We start from the raw sequence: 23,447 nt of genomic DNA on the forward strand, positions 1-23,447 counted from the left end.
GGAGGTTTGCCATGCACGGATTCCGCTACATCCTCGGCTGCGCCTTGTCTGCAGCCTTTGCGGCCCAGGCCGCTCCCCAGGTCGACGTGATTGCCAAAGGGCTCAGCAACCCGCGCGGCATCGCTTTTGCGCCAAACGGACAGCTCTTTGTTGCCGAAGCCGGCGTTGGCGGCGCCGGACCCTGCTTCGTCCTCGCCGACAACCGCAATGCCTGCTATGGCGAATCCGGCGCCATGACGCGGGTCGATCCCAGCGGCCTGGCCGCTCCGGTGCGCGTGATCACCGGCCTGCCCTCGCTGGCGCCGCCGGGCGGCTTCGGCGCGGTTGGCGCGCAGGGCATTTCCTTCCACGGTTCCGGCAATGGCCAGCTCGTGCTGGGGCTGGCCGCGCTGGCCAATGCGCGCGACAATCTGCCAGCCAAGGCCGCGCTGCTGGGCCGCGCCATCCAGGTGGGCGTGGGCGGCAACTGGAAAGCGGGCGCGGACATCGCGGGCTATGAGCTGGCCAACGACCCCGTCCCCGGCGGCAAGGACAGCAACCTGAACGGCGTGGCCGCAACCGGCAGCCGCCACTTCATTGCGGACGCGGGCGGCAATGCCGTGTACGAGGTGGCCGCCAACGGCAAGGTCAGCGTGTTCGCCGCCTTCCCCTCGCGCATGATTCCGGCGCCGCCCTTCATGCACGTGCCGGCCGGCGCGATGATTCCAATGCAGTCAGTGCCTACTTCGGTGGTGGACGGCCAGGATGGCTATATCTACATCGGCGAGCTGACCGGTTTCCCATTCCCTGTGGGGGCGGCCAATGTCTACCGCGTGCCGGCGGGCGGCGGCGCGCCGGAAGTGTTTGCCAGCGGCTTCACCAATATCATGGGCATCGCCTTCGACGTCCGCCATCGCCTCTACGTGCTGCAGGTCGGCAGCGGCTTCGCCGGCGGCATGCCGCCATTGCTGCCGCCCGGCCGGCTGATCCGCCTGAACGCGGACGGCAGCCGGACCGTGATTTACGAGGGCCTGTTCTATCCGGGCGGACTGGCCATCGGGCCGGATGGCGCGGCCTATGTGACGAACTTCGGCATCGCGCCTGGCTCCGTCCCGGATAGCGGCCAGGTTTTGCGGATCAGCCTGGATTGACCGCCGGTGCAGGCGAGCACGGACGCCGCAGGCACGCATGCACGGCGGATCAATGATCCGCCCTACGCGTCTCATGGTAAACATGCCGATGCATTCCGAGCCCGCCAGTCGCCGGCCGCGCGGCACGACGGCGATGCAGCGACGCAAGTCGGCACGGGGAGCGTAGGGCGGATCATTGATCCGCCGTGCCTGCCCCGTGTTGGCGTCCTATTTGGCGCCGGCTTCGAACCACTGCTTGATGGTGACCCGTTCGTCTTCGGTCATGCCGGTCGAATTCCCTTGCGGCATGGCGCGCGTCACCCAGACCTGGGTGTAGATATCGGCCGCATGGCTGCGGATGCCGGCCTCCGTATCGAGGCGGATGCCGAGCGGTGCGAACGAACCGGAGTGGCAGACGATGCAGCGCCGGTTAATGATGCCCTGCACCGTGGCGAAGCTTGGCCCGGCCGCGGCAAGCAGGGCATTGATGGTGTTTTCGATTTCCACGTTGAAGGCGGCAATATCGGTATTGGCATCCACCTTGGCGAGCATGGCTCGGGCGGCGGCGGCGGCGGCGTCGCCGCTGTAGGCGGACTGCTTGGCCGGCGTATTCAGCGCAGCGGTGAAATTGCCGGCCACGACAATGCGGTTGCGCACGAGCTTGCCGTCCTGCAAGCCCTGCGGAGTCTGGTTGAGCAAGGCGCCGGCCATGATGGACAGGGAAGCGTCCGGGCGGGTCAGCGCGCCACTATTGATGGCGTTGACCCAGAAGGCCTTGCCTTCCGCATCCGGCGCACGGTTCAGCACATTGGCGTAAATGGCCGTGACAAAGGCATCGTTATCGCCGGAATAAAGGGCCGCCGATTCCGCGCTGGTGCCGAAGCTGTCGATCAGCTCGCGCAGCGAGGCGCTGGTGGCATAGGAGGCGTTGACGCCCTGGATCTCGGAAGGCGCCTGCAGCTGGGATAGCCGGTTGGCGAAATTCGTCAGCCCGCCCGTATCGGCGGGACGGCCGAAGTACGAGATATACAGCTCCTGCACGACTTCAAAATAGCTGGAAGCCGGAAGCGGAGCGGATTGTGTGACGGAAGCGGCTTGCTTCTGCGGCATGGAAGCAGAATCCATATTGCCGCCGCCGCAGGAGGCGAGCAACGTCGTAACGCCAGCCATCAGGCAGGCGCGAAGAAGTGTGACCTTCATTTTTGTGTACCCTTGAAAAAGGGTGCGTGTGCATAGTGAGTATAACCAAAAGTCTGACGAATTGGCTATCTTTGTTCTTCCGGCATTCTTGGCTAAACTCATTTTGTCTGCTGCACTGCCTTAGGGAGGCTATCATGCATCAGAAGTCCCTGTTGGCCGCTGCCCTGATGACACTGGGCACGGCTCCTTCGCTGGCCGGGCGGGATGCCCCCCAGAACACCTTCGATCCGCTGCTGTCCAGTAACCGGGCGCTGTGCGCACCGGGGCCGGCCGGCCGCCCCGCACTGCTGGACAAGCTGCTGCTGGCGCAAGCGGAAACGGCTCCTTTCAAGCCGACCCAGCAGGCCCGCCCTGCCGCCAATGCAGCCAAGCCCCCGCTCTATCCGAGCCTGGGCAGCCTGCACATGAAGATCAGCACAGCCGTTCCGGTCGCACAGTCCTATTTTCGACCAGGGCCTGCGCCTGACCTTCTCCTTCAACCACGCGGAAGCGGCGCGCGCCTTCCGCGCGGCCCAGCAGGCCGATCCCCAGTGCGCCATGTGCTACTGGGGCGAAGCGCTGGTGCTGGGGCCGAATATCAACGCGCCCATGTTCCCGGACGCTGTCGCCCCCGCCGCTGCCGCCGCAGCCAAGGCCGAATCGCTGATGGCCAGCGCCAGCCCGCCTGAGCAGGCGCTGATCCGCGCCGTCGTCAAACGCTACCAGGCCAGTCCGCCGGCCGACCGCGCGCCGCTCGATGCGGCCTATGCGGACGGCATGACGGAAGCGGCGCGCGCCTTCCCCAACAACGACACCATCCAGGTGCTGTTCGCGGAAAGCATCATGGACCTCTCGCCGTGGGACTACTGGCAGGCCGGCGGCGCCCAGCCCAAGGGGCGCACGGCCGAAACGGTGGATGCGCTGGAGCGCGTGCTGGAGCGCAATCCCAGCCACCCGGGCGCCATCCACTACTACATCCACGCCGTGGAAGCGTCCACTCATCCGGAAAGAGCCCTGCCCTATGCGCGCCAGCTGGCCAAGCAGATTCCCGGCGCCGGCCACATCGTGCACATGCCCTCGCACATCTACTACCGCGTGGGCCTGTACCGCGAAGCGCTGCAATCGAATATCGAGGCGATTGCCATCGATGAAAAATACTTCAGCAAGGCGGACAGCGACCCTGTCTACAAGGGCGCCTACTACCCGCACAACATCCACTTCGCCATGGTGTCCGCACTGATGGGCGGCGACGCCAAAACGGCGCTGGATGCGGCCTCCAAGCTGGACAAGGCGGTACCGGTGGAAGCGGCCAAGGCCTTCGGCTCGCTGCAGCCGATCAAGGCCGCGCCCTACTTCAGCCAGGTGCAGTTCAGCTCACCCGACGCGCTGCTGGCCCTGCCGGATCCGGGCAACGACCTGGTGCTGGTGAAAGCCATGTGGCACTACGCCCGCGCCACCGGCTATTCGCGCAAGGGGGCGCTGGCCGAAGCGCAGAAGGAAGTGGAAGCGCTGGCGGCGCTGGAAAAGGCGGACTTCAAGCCGGTGCAGGACTGGGGCGTGCCAGGTCCGGACATTGTGCATACCGCGCGCGCCGTCGCCACGGGCCGCGTGGCGGAGGCGCGCGGCGACCTGGACGGCGCCATCAAGGCCTACGAGGAAGCGGTTGCCGTGCAGGACACCCTGCCCTACACCGAACCGCCCTACTGGTACTACCCGGTGCGCCAGTCGCTGGGAGCCGCCCTGCTGAAGGCGGGCAAGCTGGATGCCGCGGAAGCAGCGTTCCGGTCCTCGTTTGCCAAGACCCCGAGCAATGGCTGGGCCCTGCGCGGGCTGATGGAAGTGTACAAGCAGCGCGGCGACACGGCGGCGCTGGCCGCAGCGCGCAAGCGCTTCGAGACGACATGGCTGGGCCGCAAGGATGGACCCGACCTCGCCAGACTATAAGGGGAGAGATGGCGGAAGGCCGGGCTAAGATTGTGCCCGGCCTTTGGGTGGTGTGGTATTACTGGGCGCCGAAGGTCAACAGCACTGGAGCGGCCGGTAGGCCCGCCATGGCTGCAGGAGAAGCAAGCAGCACATCGCCGCGCACTTCGCCTTCAATATTACGGTTCAGGTTAAGTTTCATGCTGCGGTCCATGGCCACGAATGTGTTCATGTCTGCAGCGATCACCTGGACTTTGTCGCGGCCATCAATTTCGGCATACATCGTGCGGCCGCGCTGGGTGAGGGAAATGGTCCGTCCATCGGAAAGGTCATAAGCACCTTTGTAGACATCCCAGTTGGTCAGGGCACTGCTCAAAGCCCTGGCCGGCAGGTCGATGCTCAGGGGGGCGGGCACGCGGACGGTGCTGTCCCCCTGTTCCACTGACTGGGCGGCCACCACGCAGGGCAGCGCACACAGTAGTGCGGTGAGGATTGTCGCTTTCATGATTGTCTCCCTGTGGTTGCGGAGCAAAACCACTATACCGCGCCGCAGCACCCACCGCGCACCGATAGTGAAATGCAATGGCGCTACCAAAAGCGTAGCGCCTTTGCCGATCGATCAGCTCAGGGGGACGGTGATCGCCTTGCGGATCGCCACGCAGCGTGCATCTTCCTGGTGCGCCACCAGCAGCGCACGGCGCGTGCCGGCCGACAGGTCCTTGTACTCCTCGGCGGCCTTCGCCAGGCGCTGCACGCTGTCGGCGGTGCAGGCGGCAGGGATCATGCTCACGTTATAGGAGCGCATAAAGACCGGGCCGGCGGCCTTGTCCAGCACCGGCAGCTGCGCCAGGCGCTGGGCCGCGGTCTGTTCACCCAGCTTGTTCTGCGAAGCCGGATACATGGATTCCATGGCCGTGCGGATGCGCGAGAACGGCAGCTTGGTCTGCAGGTCGTTGATGCGGCCCAGCCATTCCTCCTTGACCTTGGCGTCAGGACGCACCACGGTGGCCGCCAGCGCCGAGGACTGGCCGGTGTCCGACTTGTCCTTCTCCTGCTCGGCCGCCAGCAGCGCATCCGCGCCGGCATAGCCCACCCCGTTCAGGTGGGCGATGATGGTCCAGCGCAGGTCCTGGCTGACGTTCAGGCCCTTGAGCTGCACGCTGCCGTCCAGCAGGCCGGCCAGGCGCTTCTGCGCTTCCGGCGTAGTGGCGAAGTTCACATAGCTTCCGAACCAGCGGCGCTGGAAGTCGGCCCGTGCTGGACTGGGCGCCCTTCCACGTCATCTGCTCCAGCGCGGCCACGGTCTTGCGCGCGTAGGCGGAATCGGGGCCGATCTTGTCCAGGTAAGCCTTGGCGCGCGCGGTCTTGGCCAGTACATCGCCCAGCAGCACATAGTCCTTCTCGGCTGGCGCGTTATTCAGCACGGTCTGCAGGAAGTCGTTCAGCGGCAGTTCGCCGTCACGCACGCCATCCCACATCGACTGCCACAACATAGTGCGCAGCAGCGGATCTTCCACCTTGCTCAGGCTCTTGCGCGCGGCGGTGAAGGAACGCTGGTCCAGCTTGGCCTTGACGAAGCCCCAGTCCTGGTAGTTCGGGTAGACCAGGTCCGGGCAGGCGGCGCCCTTCAGCTCCGGCACTTCGGTAGCGGCGCCCTTGTAGGTCACGGCCACGACCTTGTCCACCTTCATGTGCTTGCCCATCAGGGCCAGCTGCACGCGCTGCTCACGCAGCACCGGGTACTGGGCGCTCGCGCTTTGCTGCAGGCTGAAGTTGCTGATCTTGCCGCCCGCGCAGCTGTAGCTGGCGGTCACGGTATTGACGCCCGGCTGGTACAGCCACTCCTTGGTCCACTGCGACAGGTCGCGGCCGGCCGCTTCGCCCAGGCTGCCGATGAAGTCATCCAGTTTGGCGTTCTTCCACTGGTACTTGACCAGGTAGTTGTGCACACCCTTGCGGAAGGTTTCTTCGCCCAGCAGGTGGCGCAACTGCTTCAGCGTGGAAGCGCCTTTCGAATAAGTGATGGCGTCGATATTGTCGAAGGCGTTTGCCGTGGACGGCACCGGGACTTCGATCGGGTGCGTCGTCACTTGCTGGTCCTGCACGTAGGCGGCGGACTTGCCCTGCGTGTAGAAGTACTGCCAGCCATTCTTGAATTCCGTTGCCTCGGTGGTAGCCAGGGTGCCCATGAAGGAGGCGAAGCTCTCGTTCAGCCACAGGCCATTCCACCACTGCATGGTCACGAGGTCGCCGAACCACTGGTGGGCCATTTCGTGCATGATCACGCTGGCCAGGCTGTGGCGCTCGCTGGCCGTCATCTTATCCTTGTGCATGAAGCCATGCTCGGCGAAGGTCACGGCGCCGGCGTTTTCCATCGCGCCGTAGAGGAAGTCCGGCACCAGCAGCTGGTCGTACTTGTCGTACTGGTAAGGGACGCCGAAGTATTCGTCGAACCAGGCCAGGCCCTGCTTGGTGAACTTGAACCATTCTTCCGGCTGGATCTGCGACGCCACCGACTGGCGCGCAAAGAGGCGCATCGGGTACTTGGCGCTATTGTCTTCCCACACCTTGTACGGACCGGCGTGCAGCGAGAAGTTGTAGGGGCTCAGGATCTTCGAAACGGGGAAGGTCCAGCGCTTGCTGGCGCCGGCGTCTTCCACCTTTCTTTCGCGCGTGGTGGAAACCACGGTCCAGTCGGCGGGCGCAGTCACATTGACCTGGTAGGTCGCCTTCAGGTCAGGCTGGTCGAACAGCGCGAACATCTGGTGCGCGGCGGCGGGTTCGAAGTGAGAGTAGGTATACACGCGGCCATCGACCGGGTCCACCATGCGGTGCAGGCCTTCGCCGTTGGTGCTGTGCAGGCGTTCGTATTCCACGGTCACCGTGTTGCGGCCGGCGAGCAGGTCGGCGGCGGCCAGGGTGATGAACCATTTGTTGTACTGCGGCTGGACTTCCTTGCCGTTGACGACCAGTTTCTTGATGGTGGCCTTGTCCAGGTCCAGGGTCAGCGGCTGGTCCTTGTCCTTCAGGTCGAACTGCACTGTGGTGGTGGCGGCGAAGCTCTCCTTGCCGGTCAGCGTGAAGTCCAGCACATAGGCCACTTTCGACACGCGCGCCGAACGGGCGGCGGCATCGGCCTGGGACAGGTAGGGGTTCTCGGCACGCTGGGCGTCCACCGCGAAAGCGCTGGTGGTATAGCCGGCGCCGGCCAGGAATACGGATGCAACGGCCAGGGCGGCCGCGCGAGGCACGAATCTCGTCACTTTGTCTCCCTTGTAGTGAGTGTTAGTGTGCCCAGCCTCTTGGATTGGGCGGCGCAAAGAATACCACGGTCGGGGCATGATAAGATCAACAGCATGAAGATCTCTTTCGAAACGCCCGACCAGCCCGAGGTCATTTCCCTGATCGCCGACCTCGACGCCTACCAGCTGACCCTCTACCCTCCCGAGTCCGTATATGCGCTGGACATGGCTTCGCTGAAGCAGCCGAACGTGCTGTTCGCCGTGGCGCGCTCGCCGGAAGGCGCGGCCGTCGGCTGTGGCGCGATTGTGGTGACGCCGGAATTCGGTGAAGTGAAGCGCATGTTCGTGTCGCCCGCCGCGCGCGGACAGGGCGTGGCGCGCCGCTTGCTTGGCGCGCTGGAGACGGAAGCGCAGGAACGCGGCGTTTCCCGTTTCATGCTCGAAACGGGGCCTTACCAGCCCGAGGCGCTGGCCCTGTACGAACGCCTGGGCTATGCACGGCGCGGCCCTTATGCCGATTATCCGGACGATCCCTTGAGCGTGTTCATGGAAAAGCGCGTGGCATGAGCACCGATCCGCTGACCACCCTGCGCGACGCCACCCGCGCCTTTGCCGCGGAACGCGACTGGGAGCAGTACCACACGCCGAAAAACCTGGCGATGGCGCTGTCGGTCGAAGTGGCCGAACTGGCCGAGCATTTCCAGTGGCTGCAGACCGGCGTTGCCTCCGAACTCGACGACGCAACACGCGAGGGCGTGCGCCAGGAGCTGGCCGATGTGCTGCTCTATCTGGTGCAGATCGCCGATAAGCTGGATGTGGACCTCTACGCCGCCGCGGTTGAGAAAATGCGCCTCAACGCGTTGAAATACCCAGCGAGCCGCGAAACCGAACCAACACCCAAGGCGTGAAACAGGTGTCTGCCACGATGTGGCAGACACCAGCTCTTGCTTTGGTGGTCATTCGAGCGCGCGCATAATCTCGCGCCCCACGATCGCCCACGATGGCGAATCGGCCGACACCTCGTCATAATGACTGGCCCCCGGCAGCATGAAAACCTCCACCTCATCGCCTGCCGCCCGCGCCCGCGCCGCGTAGCGCTCGCCCATGGCCAGCGGCGAAATCTCATCGAACTCGCCATGAATCAGCACCGTGTGTGCGTTGCAGGGCAGCAGTTCGGCCGGTGATGTATCGAGGAACACGTCCGGACGATCGGCCGTCGGCACGCCCGCCAGTTGCGGCGTGGTGCGCTCGCAGCTGGTACAGATCAGGCCCGCCTCGTTGCGCAGATCCGCCAGGCCGCCCAGGCTGACCACCTGCGGCAGCGGCAGCGGATCCTGCGTCCACGTGGCGCTCCATGATGGCAGCTTGTGACGCGATGCTGCCCATTGCGCCAGGTGCCCGCCCGCCGAATGTCCGACTGCCACGATGCGCGACAAGTCCAGCGCGTGTTCGGCCGCATGCTCGCGCAGCAGGTCCACGGCGCTTGCCACGTCCTGGTACATGCCCGGATATCCACCGCCTTCTTCGTCGTAGCGGCGGTATTCGACGTTCCACACGGCGGCGCCTACTGCTGCCAGCGCGCTGGCCATACTCCGCATCTGGCGGATGCCGCCGAAGTCCACCGTCCAGCAGCCGCCATGCAGCAGGACCACCACCGGATGCGGACCAGGGCCTTCTGGCAGGAACAGTTCGACGAATTGCGATGGCGCGGCGCCGTAGACGATATGCTTTTCCGGCGCGCGGCCGTCCAGGGACAGGTAATCCTGCAGGGTCATTGCTGCGGCCATCGCGCGTTCTCCTCCACATTGTTCGAATTGCGTGAAGGATGCCATAAGTCGCGGGCGGCGCACAGACGGCGGATCAATGATCCGCCCTACGCAGCACGACAGATCACGTGGGGTGTAACCGCCGACGGATCATCGTGAGGGAAAATCCGCCGAGGCGCGTAGGGCGGATCGTTTGATCCGCCGTGCATGGGCCGACGCGGGCTTAGAACCTGAAGCTGGCGCGTGCGTAGTAATACCCTCCGTTGATGCCAAACGGCGAGAAGGACGGATAAATCGACACCGCCGAATTGTCCAGATTCGCGCGATAAACGGCCAGCAGCTCCGAATTCACCTTATCAGGATACTTGTTGAAGATATTATTGCCGCCGACAGTCAGCGTCCAGGCCTTATCGAGCTTGTAGCTGACCTCAAGATCCGTGGTCGCCGTGTTGCCGATCTCGTTCTTGTACCACGCCGCCCCGTCCGGACTCGCCCACTCGTGCGACTTGCCATACAGCGACTCGCGCAGGTTGACCGACCACGGCCCCAGCTTCCACAGCGCACCAAGATTGATGCGCGTCTTGGGCGACGCCGTCTCCAGATGCGAGATCGCCTGCTGATCAAGCAAGGTTTGCGGCTGCAGCTGCACCGGCGCCTGGTTGATCTTCGTCACGCGCACCTCGTTCCAGTTGGCGGCGATCGACCAGTCCACGCGGCCATAGTCGGCGTAATTGGAATTCAGCGTCGTCACGAATTCCACACCGCGGGAGCGCGTGTTGACGGCGTTAGAGAAGATGTTGATACCAGTCTGCACCACCGTCGGGTCCAGCACATTGCCATTGGCCTTGATCGCCGCGACCACGGCCGGCGAATTGTCGGCGCCACCGGAGCCATACAGTGCGCCGGAGCCGACAATCCGGTCGCGGATCTTGATCTGGTAGGCGTCCAGCGTGACGGCGAGATTGCTGGCCGGGTTCAGCACCACGCCGAGGCTCAGGTTGGTGGACGCCTCCGGCTTTAAGCCATCGACGCCGACCAGCTTCGCGCCCGGCGAATTCGGCGCCAGCTGCACGAAGGCGCTGCGCGGCGACACATTGGTGGCCGAGTAGTACTGCTCCGCCAGCGTCGGCGCGCGGAAGCCGTTGGAGAAAGTACCGCGCACGGCGAACATCGGATTGAAGTCGTAGCGGCTGGTCAGCTTGCCCACCTTGGCGTTGCCGAAATCGCTGAAATGCTCATAGCGGCCGGCCAGGTCCACCGTCCAGTCGGCGACCGGCTTCACGATGAAGTTGAGATAGATCGCCTTGTTGTTGCGCGAGTGCTTGCCGGCATCCGTCAGCGAGAAGCCCGGATAGGACTGCGAACCTTCCTTGTAGCGCGAGGCGGAATCGCCGGCCTTGATCTCGTACTTGTCCTGGCGGTGCTCCAGGCCCAGCGCAAAGGTCAGCGGCGTAGCGAGGCCGATCTCGAACTCGCGGCTGATGTCCAGGTTATTGGTCCATTGGCTGGCGATGAACTGGCCGGCTTCGAAGACGGTCGGCGTGTAGCCGGTATCCGTGTACAGCGACACATTGCCGGAATCCTCCACGCCGATGCGCGACTTGTCGCGTCCATAGGTCGAGCTGAAGTCCCAGTTCCACGCATCGATCTTGCCCTTGGCGCCGGCCGTGAAGGCAAAGTCTTCCTCGCGCATGGTTTCCTTCGGGCTGAAGCCCAGCGGATAGACGGCAGGCAGACGGTTCGGCATGCGGTAGTTCTCGAAGGCGCGTGCATTCTTGCGGCCGGCCGTGGCGAAGGCATACAGCTCGGTGCCTCCGCCCAGGTCATACCCCGCGTTGGCGCCCAGCGTGTACAGGTGATACTGTGCGTCGCCCGAGATGTGGTTCAGCTGCGGATAGCCGGGCACCTGCAGCAGCGGCATGTTCTTGATATTTTTTGGGTCGCTCACGCGCGGGTCGACGCCGCCCCGGTCGGTGAAGTCATGGTATTTGCCTTCGGCGGTGAGACTGATGTAGCCCTGCTCTCCCAGCTTGAAGCCGGCATTGGCCGTCGCATCCGGCGTCTTGCCGCCGCCATCGGTGTAGCCGCCGCCGCTCACGGAGCCGCTCACGCCCTGGTTGTTCGATTTCAGGATGATGTTGATCACACCCGCGATCGCATCCGTGCCGTACTGCGCGGCCGCGCCGTCGGTCAGCACCTCGATGTGGTCGATCATCGCCACCGGAATGAAGTTCAGGTCCGCCGCGGCGCTGCCCTGGTATGGGCCGCCCAGCACGGCCAGGTTGGACGTGCCGTGGCGACGTTTGCCGTTGACCAGCACCAGCGTGTTGTTCGGGCTCAGGCCGCGCAGCCGGGCCGACAGCGTCAGGTTGGCGGTGTCGCCGCCGAAGGCCTGGGCCGTGAAGGAGGGCAGGTTTTGCGCCAGCGCCTGGATCAGGTCAGGCTGGCCGGTACGCTGCAGCGTGCCCGCGTCCAGCACCTGGATGGGCGAGGCGCTGTTTTCCACTTTGAGGCCGTTGGCGCGCGTACCCGTCACGATCACGGCGCCCGCCATGGCCGGACTGGCCGCGGCCGCGCCGGCTACGCTATCCGCTTGCGCATCGGCCGCGTCGACAGGGTCGGCCAGGCTTACGCCGGCATAGAGCAGCATGACCGCTGCGGCACAGGTTTTCAGTTTGCCCTTCTTATGCATCGCGTATTCCTTTTCTGATGAGGAGTGAGTAGTGCGGCTTTACTTCTTTGCAGCTACAACTTCGATTTCAACCAGCCAGCCGGGCACGTTCAGCGCGGCCACCTGCATCACGGCGCGGGCCGGCAGGTTGGGTTGTGCCCCCCCGAAGAACTGGGTGTAGGACTCCATGAAGCCCTTGACGTCGGCGCGGCCGCCCTTGGCCGGGTCGCCGACCAGGAAGACCTGCATCTTCACCACATCGCCCATGGACAGGCCCATGCCCTTCAGGATCTCCTCAATCTTCTTCAATACGCCCAGTGTCTGGGTCTTGGTATCGCCATACGCGGCCAGCGAATCGGCCGGGGCGTTCTTGTCAATCACCGGCGGCACCTGGCCGCTGATGAAATGAATGGTTGCACTCGGCGGCAGGGTTACGGCCTGCGCAATCGGGAAGTCCGAGCCGGGGATTTTGTGGCGGACGATGTCCTGGGCGGCGGCGAGGTTGGCGACCAGGGTCAGGGTTGCGGCGGCCAGGATTGCTTTGGTTTGCATGCGGTTTCCTTTGTATTCGATGTTGGTGGCGGCTCTGGCACGGCGGATCAATGATCCGCCCTACGCTTTTCGCGACGCGGTGGGCTGCAATTCGTTCAATTCGTTCAATTGGCCGAGCCACAGCAGCGTAGGGCGGATCGTTTTGATCCGCCGTGCGTGCGGACCGTTAATGTTTGTTCGACATCTGCCCGGCGGCGAACCGCTCGACCTTCAATGCGTCGCGCAGCGATGAAACTTCCTGCTCCGTCAGCGCAGGCGCCTGGTTGCCCCAGGAGCTGCGCACGTAGCTGAGGACTTCGGCGATATCGGCATCCGCCAGCGTGGGCGAGAAATCGGGCATGCCGCCCCGCCCTTTCAGCAGCACGGCTGCCACGTCCGCCGACGGCCCCTGCACGAACTTGCTGCCAGCCAGCGCCGGGAAAGCGCCGGGGATGCCTTTGCCTGTGGCCTGGTGGCAGGCCGCGCAGTTCTTGGCAAAAATCGCCTTGCCGTCGGCGAAGGCGCCGCCGTGGACGATCAGCATTGCTGCGGCGAGAATGGTCCTCAAGGTCATGCGCTTGCCCTTTCATGAATGCGTTCCAGTTGCTGCCAAGCCGATTCGATGGCGCCTGCCTGCCAGCCGCCCAGGTAGCTCAGGTGCTCGCCGGCCAGCATCACCCTGCCCTCGCCCTGCAGCAGCAGCGGGTAGACGGTCTTGCGTTTTTCCTCGCTCCAGTCGGCCCAGCCGCCCAGGTTGTATTGCACGCGGTGCCACGCGACGGAGAACGCGCTTTCGTAGGAGTCGCGGTAGGCCGGGAAGATCTTCTGGCCCGCCTTCACTGCGAACTCGGCGCGTTCGGCCGGGGACAGCGCGCTGATTTCGATGGCCGAGGTCTGGTAGTTGTAGTAGCCCAGCAACACGCCCTTCTTCTTCTGCCAATTGGAGGACGGCAGGGAAATCGTGTTGATGCCCGCCATATCGGTCAGCACATGGCCGCCGTAGATCTGGTCGTCCTCTTCCCAGAAGCGGCGCTTCATCTGCAGGCCGATCTTGCCGACGGGCGCGTAGGCGACGGTGGCAATGGCCTGCTTGAAGTTGTCGGAGAAGTCCGTCTCCACATGGCGCAGCACGGAGAGCGGCAAGGTGCAGAGGCAGTAATCGGCGGTCACGCTGTGCAGCTTGCCGCTGGCGGTGTCCTTGTACTTCACCGTCACGCTGCGCTCCCCGTGCGCAATGGACTGCACTTCCGCCTTGTAGCGGATGGTGCGTCCCACCTGCTTCTCGAAAGCCTTGGCAATGGCATCCATGCCGCCCACCGGCTGGAACATGGTGTTCTGCATCGGGAAGTCCTGCACGGCGCTATAGACATTGCCGATGCGCGAGGACAGCAGCTCCTCGAAGCCGAGCGGGTCGGACAGGCGTCCCGGATTCAGGCCGGCGCCGGGATTGACGGCATAACCGCGGCCGCTGCGGCCCTTGTAGCGCAGATCCACCTGATCCAGCTGGCCCTCGTGCGCCAGGTAGTCGAGCAGTGAGCGCTTGTCGTCCGCGGTCAGATCCTGGTCCAGCATATTGCCCTTGACGGCCTTGGCCAGCAGCTCGGCCACGTGGCCGCGCATGTCGGCCTTGATCTGGGCCGGACGCAGCCGCTGTTTCGCCAGCGGCCCGCCATTTTCCAGATAGACGAAGGAGTGGTCGTTATCGTTGACCATGACTTCCAGCGGTACGTTGAACAGGCGCGTGTAGTACAGCGTTGACTGGTGGTGCAGCGGGATGCGCCAGGGGCCGTGGTTGATGTACTGGCCTTCATCGAATTTGCAGTCCTGCTTCTCGCCGCCCAGCTCCGTCAGCGAAAAGCCCTTGCGCGCAGTCTGGCAGCGGCCGCCAGCGAAATCACGGGCCTCCAGCACCTGCACCGTGTATCCGAGCTTGCCCAGCTCATAGGCCGCCGTCATCCCCGCCAGGCCCGCGCCAAGGATCACCACGCGCTTCCCTTTGCCGTCGCCGACCAGCACCGGCGGCGAATTTACCTTCGATGCGATGCCTATGCCCCATGCATTCATCGCGTTCAGCAAGAGCCCTGTGCCGCCCACCGCCGCCGCGCGGTACAGGAACTGCCTTCGTGTAATCGAGCGTTCTTCCATCTGTCACCTCGTCTGCTATGAATGACAGTGGTAAAGCAATCGTTGTGCCAAAACCCTCTGCGAAACGACTCTATTCGGAAGAAGAAATAAACTGTTTAAACAAAAAGCGCGCCTTGTGGGACAAGGCGCGCTTTATTACGGACCACGACAGTACTTTGTTTTGTGTAAGCTCTTTTTCAGATACTTGCCAATTGCACGGATGGCTGCACCATCGCGATGCGCTCGACCGGACGGCACACATGGAACTGCAGCGGCGCGGCCGCATCCACCAGGTACACCATGCCCTCGCTGGACGGATCGACCGCCACTCGTACGGGCCAGCGGCCGCGCATGCGGGCACGCTCGAACCAGCGCTCATGCTCGGCGCGCGGGCAGCTGAAGTAATTCCCCTGCACGCAGATGCCTTCGGCCGTCACCCATGCCTCGCTGACGGGCAGCAGGCAGCAGCGCACCAGGTCTTCCGGGAACTGCTTGAGCGACGCCCCGCGCTGACGCACGCCCCATTCCCACAGCTGCAGCGGTGCGTGCACGCCGGCGCCGGCCGTGCGGTTGTAGGCCAGCAGGCGGTCCATGACGATGCGACGGAACTCGCTCAGGGTGAGGACGCCATCCAGCTTGCCCAAGCCCGCGCCGTCCGCAGCGGCGCCGAAGCAGCTGCGCAGGAAGGACAACCAGGGCCGGTCCGGCGTTTCATAGTCGGCCACGCAGCGCACGTGGAAATTCGCCAGCAGCGCATCACTGTTCGCACGCAGCATCAACTCGGGCGGCAGCAGCAGGCGTTCCGGCAGGTGCGCGCACGGCCACTCCTGCGGCGTCAGCATGCGGCCGTGGCGGCGCGCCATGCGCTGCTTGTCGGACGCGCAGCTGGCCAGCGCCATCATGGCCTGGCTGAAGCCCGTCGCCTCCATGCTGGCGTAGAAGCCCGTGACCATGCCGCTGAAGACGTCCGTGACCACGTACAGCGTGGGCGAGCCGGCCAGCAGGTTGCGGTCCTGCCCGTGCAGCAGCTGCAGGCCGAACGGCAACACGTCCAGCCGGAAAGCGGCGCCGGGCTGGCCCTGGCGTGCTACGGCCGTCCCTTCAGGCAAGGGCGCCTCCTGCGGCTGCGATGACAGCATGCCATCCTGGTCCAGCCAGTAATTGAACTGGCCGAAGCTGGGCAAGGCGCCGCTGGCTTGCGTGCGGCGCAGGCGGCGCGAGTACTGGTCGGGAGTGCGCTCGCACAGGAAGTCGCGCAGCATCTCGTCATAGCAGGCGCGGCGCGAGAACTGCCTGTTCGACGCTGCATGGCGCGCAGCCGCCAGCCGGAACACCACGCGCATCGCATCGTCCACATTCACGCCGTCCGCGCCGCCATCCTTGCGCGGCCGGCCGCGCTTGACGCCCACCGTGGACGTGCGGCTCTTGCCCCGCCCACCGGAGTTGGCGTAATCCGGCAGCAACGCATTGGGCGTCTGCCCGCGCTGCCAGTAGCGGCGCAGGTAGCGGTAGATGGTGGGATGGGAGATGCCGTGACGGCGCGTGGCTTCCTGCACCAGCTGGCCGCGCCGGCGCGGCTCGTAAATGTCCGGCTCCTGCAGCACCAGGTCGGAGAGCACATTCCAGGCGCGGTCGCGGAGCTGGATGTGCTTGGCCGGCAGCAGCTGCTGGTTCGCGATCACCAGATGCGGGTCGGACTCCAGCCGGCGCACCCGGCCCTTTGCCAGTTCGCTTTCCAGCACCGGCACGCGGTGCAGTTCGACTTCCGCAGCCGCGGAAGCCACGTCGAACACATAGGCGAAACTGCGTGAGACGTCGATCCAGAGTATCCGGACCACCCTGCGCCTTGGCTCGCTGAATTCAAGGAGATCGTTTCGCAATAACATCCGCCACCTTTCGAAAAGAAGGGATAACTGGTGTATGTCATGCAAAATTCAGGCCACGCCCCAATGTCGGGGTCAGACCCCGACATTGGTGGGGTCTGACCCCGACATTTTGGCGGCGAGGCGTTATCCGTGGTGCAAGATTGCACCAGCGATGTGCGAAAAGCTTATTTTTCGCGGCGCGGCTTGCCGGGAACGGGCTTCTTCGGCGGGGTGTGCTTGGCCGATTCAGGCGGCATTTCGTCGGCCTTGCTGATTTTCAGCTGCTGGCCGCCGACCCAGACTTTTTTCAGATGGCGGAAAATCTCGTCCGGCATCCCGTCCGGCATTTCGAGGAAGCTGTGGTCGTCCAGGATCTCGATGCGGCCGATGAAGCGCGCTTCCAGGCCGCTCTCGTTGGCGATGGCGCCAACGATATTGGCCGGCGTGGCGGCGTGCTGGCTGCCCACCTCGATGCGGTAGGCGCGCATCGGCACATCGGGCTGGCCGGTCTTGTCCTTCTTTTTCTTTTTCGGCTTGTCTTCGAAGGCCGGCTCCTCGTCGTCCTCACGCGAAACCAAGGGCGGAACCCTGGTGTCAGGCACGTCGTGCCTGACACCACCTTTTGGCTTCTCGGTTGGCGCGTCGTCGCCGTCGCGGTGGATGCGCAGGAACTGGCCCGCCACGCGCAGGCCGCCGATCACGTCCAGCGTGTCGGGCGGCAGGTCGTCCGGCATGTCGAGGATGGTGTAGTCGTCGAAGATTTCGATGCGGCCGATGTACTTGGAATCGACGCCGCCTTCGTTGGCGATGGCGCCCACGATATTGCCCGGCTTGACGCCGTGGCGGTAACCCACTTCAACGCGATAGGTCTGCATGCCCGCTTCCGCCTCGCGCGGGACACGCTCCTTCTTCGCGCGCTCAGGGCGCTCGGCGCGAGGAGGACGATCCTCACGGAACTCACGCTCGCCGCGTTCAGCGCGTTCGGGACGCGGCGCGCCGTCTTCATGCCAGCCGCGCTCCAGCGACTTGTCCAGCAACAGCGGCTTGCCGCCGCGCGCCATCACGGCCAGGGCCGCGGCAATTTCCGTTGCCGGCACATTGTGTTCGTTCTCGTATTCCTCGATCAGGCCCTGGAAATGTTCCAGCCCGCCGGCGGCCAGCGTTTCGGTGATCTCGTCCTTGAACCTCTGGATGCGCACATCGTTCACCGCCTGCAGCGTCGGCAGCTGCATCGGCGTGACCGGCTGGCGCGTGGTGCGCTCGATCAGCTTCAGCAGGTTGCGCTCGCGCGGCGTGATGAACAGGATCGCTTCGCCGCTGCGGCCCGCGCGGCCGGTGCGGCCGATGCGGTGGGTGTAGCTTTCCGGGTCGTACGGCACGTCGTAATTGACCACGTGGCTGATGCGCTCCACGTCCAGGCCGCGCGCCGCTACGTCGGTGGCGACGAGGATATCGATCTTGCCGTTCTTGAGCTGCTCGATCATGCGTTCGCGCGCCGCCTGCTGCATGTCGCCGTTGATGGCGCCGGCCGAGAAGCCGCGCGCCTGCAGACGCTCCGCCAGCTCCTCGGTACCGATCTTGGTGCGCGAGAAGATGATCATGCCGTCGAACGGTTCGGCTTCCAGGATGCGGGTCAGCGCATCCAGCTTGTGCATGCCGCTCACCAGCCAGTAGCGCTGGCGGATATTGGTGTTGGTGGTGGTCTTGGCCGCCATCGCCACTTCGGCCGGGTCGTGCAGGTAGGTGGTGGCGATGCGCTTGATCTGCGCCGGCATGGTGGCCGAGAACAGCGCGGTCTGGCGCGACTCCGGCACTTCCTGCAGGATGCGCTCCACGTCGTCGATAAAGCCCATGCGCAGCATTTCGTCCGCTTCGTCCAGCACCAGCGTCTTCAGGCCGGAGAGGTCAAGCGAGCCTTTGTCCAGGTGGTCGATCACGCGGCCCGGCGTGCCGACGACAACGTGCACGCCGCGGCGTAGCGACGCCAGTTGCGGGCCGTAGCTCTGGCCGCCGTAGATCGGCAGCACATGGAATTTCGGAATATGGTTGGCGTAGCGCTGGAAGGCTTCCGCCACCTGGATCGCCAGTTCGCGCGTGGGCGCCAGCACCAGCGCCTGCGGCGTGGTCTGCTTGATGTCGATCTGGTTCAGGATGGGCAGGGCAAAGGCCGCGGTCTTGCCAGTACCCGTCTGCGCCGTGCCGAGGACATCGCGCCCTGCCAGCAGGTGCGGGATGGTGGCGGCCTGGATCGGAGATGGGCTTTCGTAGCCGACCTCTTTCAACGCCTTGAGCAAGGGGTTGCTGAGCTGGAGATCGGTAAACAGAATTGGGGCTGTGTCAGACATGGCGGCACTCGCTTGTTGGTTATTGTTCGAATCGCCTAAATGCGACAGAAAGACGTAGTTTACCGTTTTTGCGAGCTTTCTGCGCGGCAACGCCGCCGACCAACCTATACATTGGTTTAGGTCCCCCTGCATACCGGTAGTAACTAATCTATACTCGGTTACATGCTACGCCACATCTCGCCCCAATTGCTGCGCCTCCTGATCGTGCAGGTGGCGACAGTGATCTTCATCATTGACGCGTTCACGCCGCTGGATATCGCCATCGCCGTGCTGTATGTCGTGGTGGTGCTGGCGTCCGTGCATGCCTGGCCTCGCCACGTGCTGCGCATCAGCGGCATCTGCGTGGTCCTGACGCTGTTCGGTTTCCTGTTCTCGAACTGGGGCCATCTGGTCGACGCTTCAGCCGGGCGCTGTGCCGTCAGCCTGGCGGCCATTGCCATCACCGGCTATCTGGCGCACACCAATCACATCGCCAATGAACGCCTGTGGCAGCAGGAAGAAACGCTGCGCGAGTCGCGCAACCAGCTGGCGCATGCGGCGCGCGTTTCGACGCTGGGCGAGCTGGCGGCTTCCATCGCCCATGAGGTCAACCAGCCGCTGGCCGCGATTTCGGCCAATGGCTCGGCCGCCCTGCGCTGGCTGAACCGCCCGCAGCCCGAACTGGAAGAAGTGCGCATCGCGATCGGCCGCATCCAGGCCGACACCGCCCGCGCCAGCGAAGTCATTACCCGCATCCGCGCGCTGGCGCGGCGCAGCGATCCCGAACAGCAGGCGCTGGACCTTAACGAGGTGGCGCGAGAGAGCGCGGCCCTGGTGCGGCGCGAACTGAAATCCCACAAGGTAACCCTGCGCCTGGCGCTCGCGCAGGGCCTGCCGCCAGTGCTGGGCGACCGCGTGCAATTGCAGCAAGTGATTATCAACCTGCTCATGAACGGCATGCAGGCCATGGACGGCCAGGGCGGCGGCAGGCTGGAACTGGCCACGCAAGCCGGCGCCGAAGGCGGCGTGCAGCTGTCGGTGGCCGACACTGGGCCCGGCATCGCCAGCGAAAACCTGGGACGCCTGTTCGACCCCTTCTTCAGCACCAAGCCGGACGGCATGGGCATGGGCCTGGCCATCAGCCGCTCCATCATCGACAGCCACGGCGGCCGCATAGCCGCCACTTCCAGCGGCAGCGGCGCCGTGCTGCAATGTACGCTGCCGGCGCTGGCGGAGGTGCCGGCATGAGCGAAATGGTCTATATCGTCGATGACGATGCGGGCTTGCGCGATGCGCTGCTTGGCCTGATGCGCTCGGCCGGTATGCAGGCGGCAGCCTTCGATTCGGTGCCGGATTTCCTGGAGCATACGCGCCTCGACTGCCCCAGCTGCCTGGTACTGGACGTGCGCCTGCGCGGCGGCAGTGGCCTGGATTTCCATACCGAACTGCTGCGCCGGGGAGAGACCCTGCCCGTGATTTTCATGACGGGCCACGGCGACATCCCGATGTCGGTGCGGGCCATGAAGGCCGGCGCAGTCGATTTCCTGGCCAAGCCTTTCCGCGAACAGGACTTGCTGGACGCCGTGGCCGGCGCCCTGGAAAGCGACCGCCGGCGCCGCAGCGAGCACGAAGCCGGCGCCGACCTGCGCCGCCGCTACGAGTCACTGACGCCGCGCGAGCGCGAGATCATGGGCCTGGCGGCGCGGGGCCTGATGAACAAGCAGATTGCCGGCGAAGTCGGCACCAGCGAAATCACCGTCAAGATCCATCGCGGCAATGCGATGAAAAAAATGCAAGCCCGCACCTTCGCCGGCCTGGTGCGCATGGCCGAAGCGCTTGGCCTGAAATAACTTCTCCTAATACCCAGGTATGATTTTGCGCCGCCGCGGGGCGGGGTAAAGTTGTCACATGTCAGACGTATTCGGGAGTTTCCAGTGCCAGCAGTAGCAATCATCGATGACGACGAATCGGTCCGTTCCGCAATCAGCAGCCTGCTGCGGTCGGTCGGATTGGACGTGAGCCTGTTCGGATCGGCCGAGGAATTCCTGGCGCCGGATGGCCCGCGCAACTTCGACTGCGTGGTCAGCGATGTGCAAATGAGCGGCATGAGCGGCATCGAGCTGCTGGAAACGCTGCGCTCCCGTCAATGCAGCACGCCTTTCATCGTGATTACCGCCTTCCCGCAGGAGCACTTGCGCAAGCGCGCCAGCCAGGCCGGCGCCAGTTGCTTCCTGACCAAGCCTTTCGACAGCGCGGCCCTGCTGCACTGTGTGGAGAACGCCGTAAAGGACCTGCCATGAGCCTTCCGCCACTTGCCGGACGCCAGTACCGCGCCGCCATCTACATGCTGCTGTTGCTGCTGCTTGCCGGCGGCGCCGTCGCCTCCCTGGTGCTGGAACGCTACGCCAGCCTGCACGCGATGGCGCACGTGTTCAACCTGATGGCGCTCGGCACGGCGAGCTTCATGATCTATCACGTGTGGTCGCGCTTCCGTTCCGAGGATGCACTGACCCACCTGGCCAATCACGATCCCCTCACGGGCCTGGCGCACCGCCGCTATTTCGAGCAGCGCCTGCAATCGCTGCCGCCCGCTCCGCACACCGTGGTGCTGGGCACCATCGACCGCTTCTCGCGCGTGATCGGCAGCTTCGGCCACGCCTTCGGCGACCAGATGATGAAATCCATGGCGCGGCGCATCCGCGAGGCGGCCGAGGCCCACGGCGGCCAGGCCTTCCGCCTCGACGGCGCCAACATCGCCGTGCTGTATCCGATGGACCAGCAGGCGCCGGCTTTCCGCAGCGCGCTGTCCGCGCTGCAGGAATATATGCGCAGCCCTTTCAGCTGCCAGAATCACGAGGTGTACTCCACCCTGAGCCTGGGTGCAGCCACCTTCCCTCTCGATGGCGCCGACCCGGCCACGCTGCTGCGCAATGCGGATGCGGCGTTGCAGGCGGCGCGCCGCAACGGCGGCGACCTGCTGGTGTCCTATTCCGATGAGCTGAACACAGAGGAGGACCAGCGTCTTGACATGGAATCGGACCTGCGCCACGCCATCGAGCGCAACGAGCTGGAATTGCACTATCAGCCGCAGCAATCGCTGCTGGATGGTTCGCTGTCCGGCTTCGAAGCCCTGCTGCGCTGGCGCCGCCGCGGCGAGCTGGTGCCGCCTTCGGTCTTCATTCCGCTGGCCGAGGAGTCGGGCCTGATCGTGTCCATCGGCGACTGGGTGCTGGAGCAGGCCTGCCGCCAGGCCAGCCAGTGGATCGCGCACTACGGCCGCCCACTGACGATTGCCGTGAACATTTCACCGCGCCAGTTTGCGCACCCATCCTTCCTGCCGAAGATTATGGACCTGCTGGAAACCACGCATATCGATCCTTCCGCGCTGGAGCTGGAAATCACGGAGGGTGTGGTGATGGAGAATACCGAGCAGGCCATCGCAGTGCTGGTGCGCCTGCGCGCGCTGGGCCTGAAACTCTCCATCGACGATTTCGGCACCGGCTATTCGAGCCTGGCTTACCTGAAGCGCTTCCCTATCCATAAGCTGAAGATCGACCAGAGCTTCGTGCGCCAGCTGGCGCCCGGCACCGGCGATGCCGCCATCGTGCAGGCCGTTATCGGCCTGGGACGCAACCTGGGCATCAGCGTGATTGCGGAGGGCGTGGAGGATGCGGGACAGCGTGCTTTATTGCATCAGTGGGGATGCGATGAGATCCAGGGCTACCATTACGGCCGGCCGATGCCGCCGCGCGAAGCGGCGCGGTATTTGCGCGAGGGGGTAAGCGTCGCGTTGGCCGCCTAGAAAACCCACGGCGTAAAGCTGGTGTCTGACACATCGTGTCAGACACCTGGTTTCGGCCTTGGGTTTTAATCAGGCCTGCGGCTTGGCTTCTTCCTTTAATGCCGCCATCGCCATTTTCTCCACCAGCCCCGGCGCCAGCAATTTGAGCCAGCGTCCCAGCTTTCCCTTGGCCGTCATCACCACCTCGCGCCTCCGCGCCTGCATGCCATCGACAATCAGCGCCGCGCACTCGGCCACCGGCATGGCCTTATCCTCCTTCAAGCCGCTCATGCCCAGCTCCCCGCCCGCCGCGTTATAGCCGCGATGGCGAATCCGCGTATCGACCACACCCGGATATGCCGTGGTCACCGAAACTCCATGCGGTTTCAGCTCCGCGCGCAGGCTCTCGAAAAAGCCGGACATGGCAAACTTCGAGGCCCCATACGCACTGCGCCCCGGCACGCCCACCAGCCCTGCCAGCGAGCACACGGCCACGACGCGTCCGCGTGACGCCTTCAGGTAAGGCAGCGCCGCGTGCGTGCACCACACGCTGCCCCACAGGTTCACGCGCATCAGGTCTTCGTACCAGCCCAGGTCCTGCACTTCCTCGAACAGCGCCTGCGCCGAGCGGCCGGCATTGTTGACCAGCGTATCGACGCGGCCGAAGCGTTCCACGGCAGCGGCGATCAGGCGGCGGCACTGCGCCTGGTCTCCCACGTCGGTCGGCACCACCAGCGCTTGTGCGCCCAGCGCCGTGCAGGCATCGGCCACGGTCTGCAGCTGGTCGACCTTGCGCGCGGCCAGCACCAGGGCCACTTCCCTGCCGCGGCGCCGCGCCAGCTGGCGCGCCATTTCCGCGCCGATGCCGTCGGACGCGCCGGTAATCACGATGACTTCCATTTGTCCCCCGTTTTGCTCTTATGATGAATAAT

General features: G+C 64.7%; 19 protein-coding genes and 1 pseudogene. 8 read left to right on the forward strand and 12 right to left on the reverse strand.

The genetic code is table 11. The features are described 5' to 3' along the window. The first annotated feature begins 11 nt into the window (after nt 1–11). Entirely contained in the window at nt 12–1,130 is a 1,119-nt protein-coding gene (locus ACHMW6_RS31010; protein WP_395402846.1) for a ScyD/ScyE family protein, read from the forward strand. Between the two features lie 207 nt (nt 1,131–1,337). Here ACHMW6_RS31010 and ACHMW6_RS31015 read toward each other — a convergent pair whose 3' ends face one another. After that, on the reverse strand, nt 1,338–2,309 hold the full coding sequence (locus tag ACHMW6_RS31015) for a DUF4214 domain-containing protein (protein ID WP_395402848.1): 972 nt from the start codon (nt 2,307–2,309) through the stop codon (nt 1,338–1,340). A 537-nt stretch (nt 2,310–2,846) separates the two neighbouring features. On the opposite strand from ACHMW6_RS31015, the gene ACHMW6_RS31020 reads away from it, so the two are divergent. Next, the gene (locus ACHMW6_RS31020) at nt 2,847–4,232 is read left to right on the forward strand and encodes a tetratricopeptide repeat protein (RefSeq protein ID WP_395402850.1); all 1,386 of its coding nucleotides are present in this window, start codon (nt 2,847–2,849) and stop codon (nt 4,230–4,232) included. Nucleotides 4,233–4,290: 58 nt separating this feature from the next. Here the strand turns inward: ACHMW6_RS31020 and ACHMW6_RS31025 are convergent, their stop codons facing one another. The 3 genes and pseudogenes from ACHMW6_RS31025 to pepN form a co-directional block, all read right to left on the reverse strand. Beyond that, a complete protein-coding gene (locus ACHMW6_RS31025) occupies nt 4,291–4,716 on the reverse strand; it encodes a hypothetical protein (protein ID WP_395402852.1) in 426 nt (141 codons plus the stop codon). Between the two features lie 114 nt (nt 4,717–4,830). Further along, complete coding sequence (locus tag ACHMW6_RS31030; RefSeq protein ID WP_395402854.1) at nt 4,831–5,370, reverse strand: hypothetical protein; 540 nt, start codon at nt 5,368–5,370, stop codon at nt 4,831–4,833. Between the two features lie 76 nt (nt 5,371–5,446). Beyond that, nucleotides 5,447–7,552 (reverse strand): annotated as a pseudogene (gene pepN, locus ACHMW6_RS31035) (aminopeptidase N); the annotation flags it as partial. Between the two features lie 15 nt (nt 7,553–7,567). On the opposite strand from pepN, the gene ACHMW6_RS31040 reads away from it, so the two are divergent. After that, nucleotides 7,568–8,020 carry a GNAT family N-acetyltransferase gene (locus ACHMW6_RS31040; protein WP_395402856.1) on the forward strand — a complete coding sequence of 151 codons (453 nt, stop codon included), beginning with the start codon at nt 7,568–7,570 and terminating at the stop codon, nt 8,018–8,020. Then, on the forward strand, nt 8,017–8,361 hold the full coding sequence (locus ACHMW6_RS31045) for a nucleotide pyrophosphohydrolase (RefSeq protein ID WP_395402858.1): 345 nt from the start codon (nt 8,017–8,019) through the stop codon (nt 8,359–8,361). Before ACHMW6_RS31040 ends, ACHMW6_RS31045 begins: the two co-directional genes overlap by 4 nt. Nucleotides 8,362–8,409: 48 nt before the next feature. On the opposite strand, the gene ACHMW6_RS31050 is transcribed toward ACHMW6_RS31045, so the two are convergent. The 7 genes from ACHMW6_RS31050 to ACHMW6_RS31080 form a co-directional block, all read right to left on the reverse strand. Further along, nucleotides 8,410–9,240 carry an alpha/beta hydrolase gene (locus tag ACHMW6_RS31050; RefSeq protein ID WP_395402860.1) on the reverse strand — a complete coding sequence of 277 codons (831 nt, stop codon included), beginning with the start codon at nt 9,238–9,240 and terminating at the stop codon, nt 8,410–8,412. Between the two features lie 202 nt (nt 9,241–9,442). After that, entirely contained in the window at nt 9,443–11,911 is a 2,469-nt protein-coding gene (locus ACHMW6_RS31055; protein ID WP_395402861.1) for a TonB-dependent receptor plug domain-containing protein, read from the reverse strand. 39 nt (nt 11,912–11,950) lie between these two features. Then, nucleotides 11,951–12,442, reverse strand: coding sequence for a RidA family protein (locus tag ACHMW6_RS31060; protein WP_395402863.1), 492 nt, complete (start codon nt 12,440–12,442; stop codon nt 11,951–11,953). Between the two features lie 166 nt (nt 12,443–12,608). Continuing rightward, complete coding sequence (locus ACHMW6_RS31065; RefSeq protein WP_395402865.1) at nt 12,609–12,995, reverse strand: c-type cytochrome; 387 nt, start codon at nt 12,993–12,995, stop codon at nt 12,609–12,611. After that, nucleotides 12,992–14,566, reverse strand: a complete 1,575-nt coding sequence (locus ACHMW6_RS31070; RefSeq protein ID WP_395402867.1) for a flavin monoamine oxidase family protein — start codon at nt 14,564–14,566, stop codon at nt 12,992–12,994. The genes ACHMW6_RS31065 and ACHMW6_RS31070 overlap by 4 nt, the downstream gene beginning before the upstream one ends. A gap of 176 nt (nt 14,567–14,742) precedes the next feature. Continuing rightward, nucleotides 14,743–16,383: a hypothetical protein gene (locus tag ACHMW6_RS31075; protein WP_395402869.1), complete on the reverse strand. Its 1,641-nt coding sequence runs from the start codon at nt 16,381–16,383 to the stop codon at nt 14,743–14,745. 212 nt (nt 16,384–16,595) lie between these two features. After that, on the reverse strand, nt 16,596–18,755 hold the full coding sequence (locus ACHMW6_RS31080) for a DEAD/DEAH box helicase (protein ID WP_395402871.1): 2,160 nt from the start codon (nt 18,753–18,755) through the stop codon (nt 16,596–16,598). Between the two features lie 162 nt (nt 18,756–18,917). Between ACHMW6_RS31080 and ACHMW6_RS31085 the strand changes: the two genes are divergently transcribed. The 4 genes from ACHMW6_RS31085 to ACHMW6_RS31100 all read left to right on the forward strand — a co-directional run bounded on the left by ACHMW6_RS31085 (nt 18,918) and on the right by ACHMW6_RS31100 (nt 22,536). Continuing rightward, nucleotides 18,918–19,982 (forward strand): sensor histidine kinase, encoded by a 1,065-nt coding sequence (locus tag ACHMW6_RS31085; RefSeq protein WP_395402873.1) that lies wholly within the window; start codon nt 18,918–18,920, stop codon nt 19,980–19,982. Then, nucleotides 19,979–20,584: a response regulator transcription factor gene (locus tag ACHMW6_RS31090; protein WP_395402875.1), complete on the forward strand. Its 606-nt coding sequence runs from the start codon at nt 19,979–19,981 to the stop codon at nt 20,582–20,584. Before ACHMW6_RS31085 ends, ACHMW6_RS31090 begins: the two co-directional genes overlap by 4 nt. A gap of 84 nt (nt 20,585–20,668) precedes the next feature. Further along, nucleotides 20,669–21,034: a response regulator transcription factor gene (locus tag ACHMW6_RS31095; protein WP_395402877.1), complete on the forward strand. Its 366-nt coding sequence runs from the start codon at nt 20,669–20,671 to the stop codon at nt 21,032–21,034. After that, nucleotides 21,031–22,536, forward strand: a complete 1,506-nt coding sequence (locus ACHMW6_RS31100; protein WP_395402879.1) for a putative bifunctional diguanylate cyclase/phosphodiesterase — start codon at nt 21,031–21,033, stop codon at nt 22,534–22,536. The genes ACHMW6_RS31095 and ACHMW6_RS31100 overlap by 4 nt, the downstream gene beginning before the upstream one ends. Before the next feature lie 69 nt (nt 22,537–22,605). On the opposite strand, the gene ACHMW6_RS31105 is transcribed toward ACHMW6_RS31100, so the two are convergent. Then, a complete protein-coding gene (locus ACHMW6_RS31105) occupies nt 22,606–23,415 on the reverse strand; it encodes an SDR family oxidoreductase (RefSeq protein WP_395402881.1) in 810 nt (269 codons plus the stop codon). Between the last annotated feature and the right edge of the window lie 32 nt (nt 23,416–23,447).

This window comes from Pseudoduganella sp. UC29_106 (assembly GCF_044055365.1).
Taxonomy (GTDB): Bacteria; Pseudomonadota; Gammaproteobacteria; order Burkholderiales; family Burkholderiaceae_D; genus Rugamonas.

Excerpts from the sequence above, each read along its gene's own strand:
- ACHMW6_RS31050 (WP_395402860.1), bottom strand. The coding sequence starts at position 9,240 with ATGGCCGCAGCAATGACCCTGCAGGATTACCTGTCCCTGGACGGCCGC.
- ACHMW6_RS31090 (WP_395402875.1), top strand. The coding sequence starts at position 19,979 with ATGAGCGAAATGGTCTATATCGTCGATGACGATGCGGGCTTGCGCGAT.
- ACHMW6_RS31065 (WP_395402865.1), bottom strand. The coding sequence starts at position 12,995 with ATGACCTTGAGGACCATTCTCGCCGCAGCAATGCTGATCGTCCACGGC.
- ACHMW6_RS31010 (WP_395402846.1), top strand. The coding sequence starts at position 12 with ATGCACGGATTCCGCTACATCCTCGGCTGCGCCTTGTCTGCAGCCTTT.
- ACHMW6_RS31025 (WP_395402852.1), bottom strand. The coding sequence starts at position 4,716 with ATGAAAGCGACAATCCTCACCGCACTACTGTGTGCGCTGCCCTGCGTG.
- ACHMW6_RS31100 (WP_395402879.1), top strand. The coding sequence starts at position 21,031 with ATGAGCCTTCCGCCACTTGCCGGACGCCAGTACCGCGCCGCCATCTAC.
- ACHMW6_RS31070 (WP_395402867.1), bottom strand. The coding sequence starts at position 14,566 with ATGGAAGAACGCTCGATTACACGAAGGCAGTTCCTGTACCGCGCGGCG.
- ACHMW6_RS31060 (WP_395402863.1), bottom strand. The coding sequence starts at position 12,442 with ATGCAAACCAAAGCAATCCTGGCCGCCGCAACCCTGACCCTGGTCGCC.
- ACHMW6_RS31085 (WP_395402873.1), top strand. The coding sequence starts at position 18,918 with ATGCTACGCCACATCTCGCCCCAATTGCTGCGCCTCCTGATCGTGCAG.
- ACHMW6_RS31015 (WP_395402848.1), bottom strand. The coding sequence starts at position 2,309 with ATGAAGGTCACACTTCTTCGCGCCTGCCTGATGGCTGGCGTTACGACG.
- ACHMW6_RS31040 (WP_395402856.1), top strand. The coding sequence starts at position 7,568 with ATGAAGATCTCTTTCGAAACGCCCGACCAGCCCGAGGTCATTTCCCTG.
- ACHMW6_RS31105 (WP_395402881.1), bottom strand. The coding sequence starts at position 23,415 with ATGGAAGTCATCGTGATTACCGGCGCGTCCGACGGCATCGGCGCGGAA.
- ACHMW6_RS31055 (WP_395402861.1), bottom strand. The coding sequence starts at position 11,911 with ATGCATAAGAAGGGCAAACTGAAAACCTGTGCCGCAGCGGTCATGCTG.
- ACHMW6_RS31020 (WP_395402850.1), top strand. The coding sequence starts at position 2,847 with ATGTGCTACTGGGGCGAAGCGCTGGTGCTGGGGCCGAATATCAACGCG.
- ACHMW6_RS31045 (WP_395402858.1), top strand. The coding sequence starts at position 8,017 with ATGAGCACCGATCCGCTGACCACCCTGCGCGACGCCACCCGCGCCTTT.
- ACHMW6_RS31080 (WP_395402871.1), bottom strand. The coding sequence starts at position 18,755 with ATGTCTGACACAGCCCCAATTCTGTTTACCGATCTCCAGCTCAGCAAC.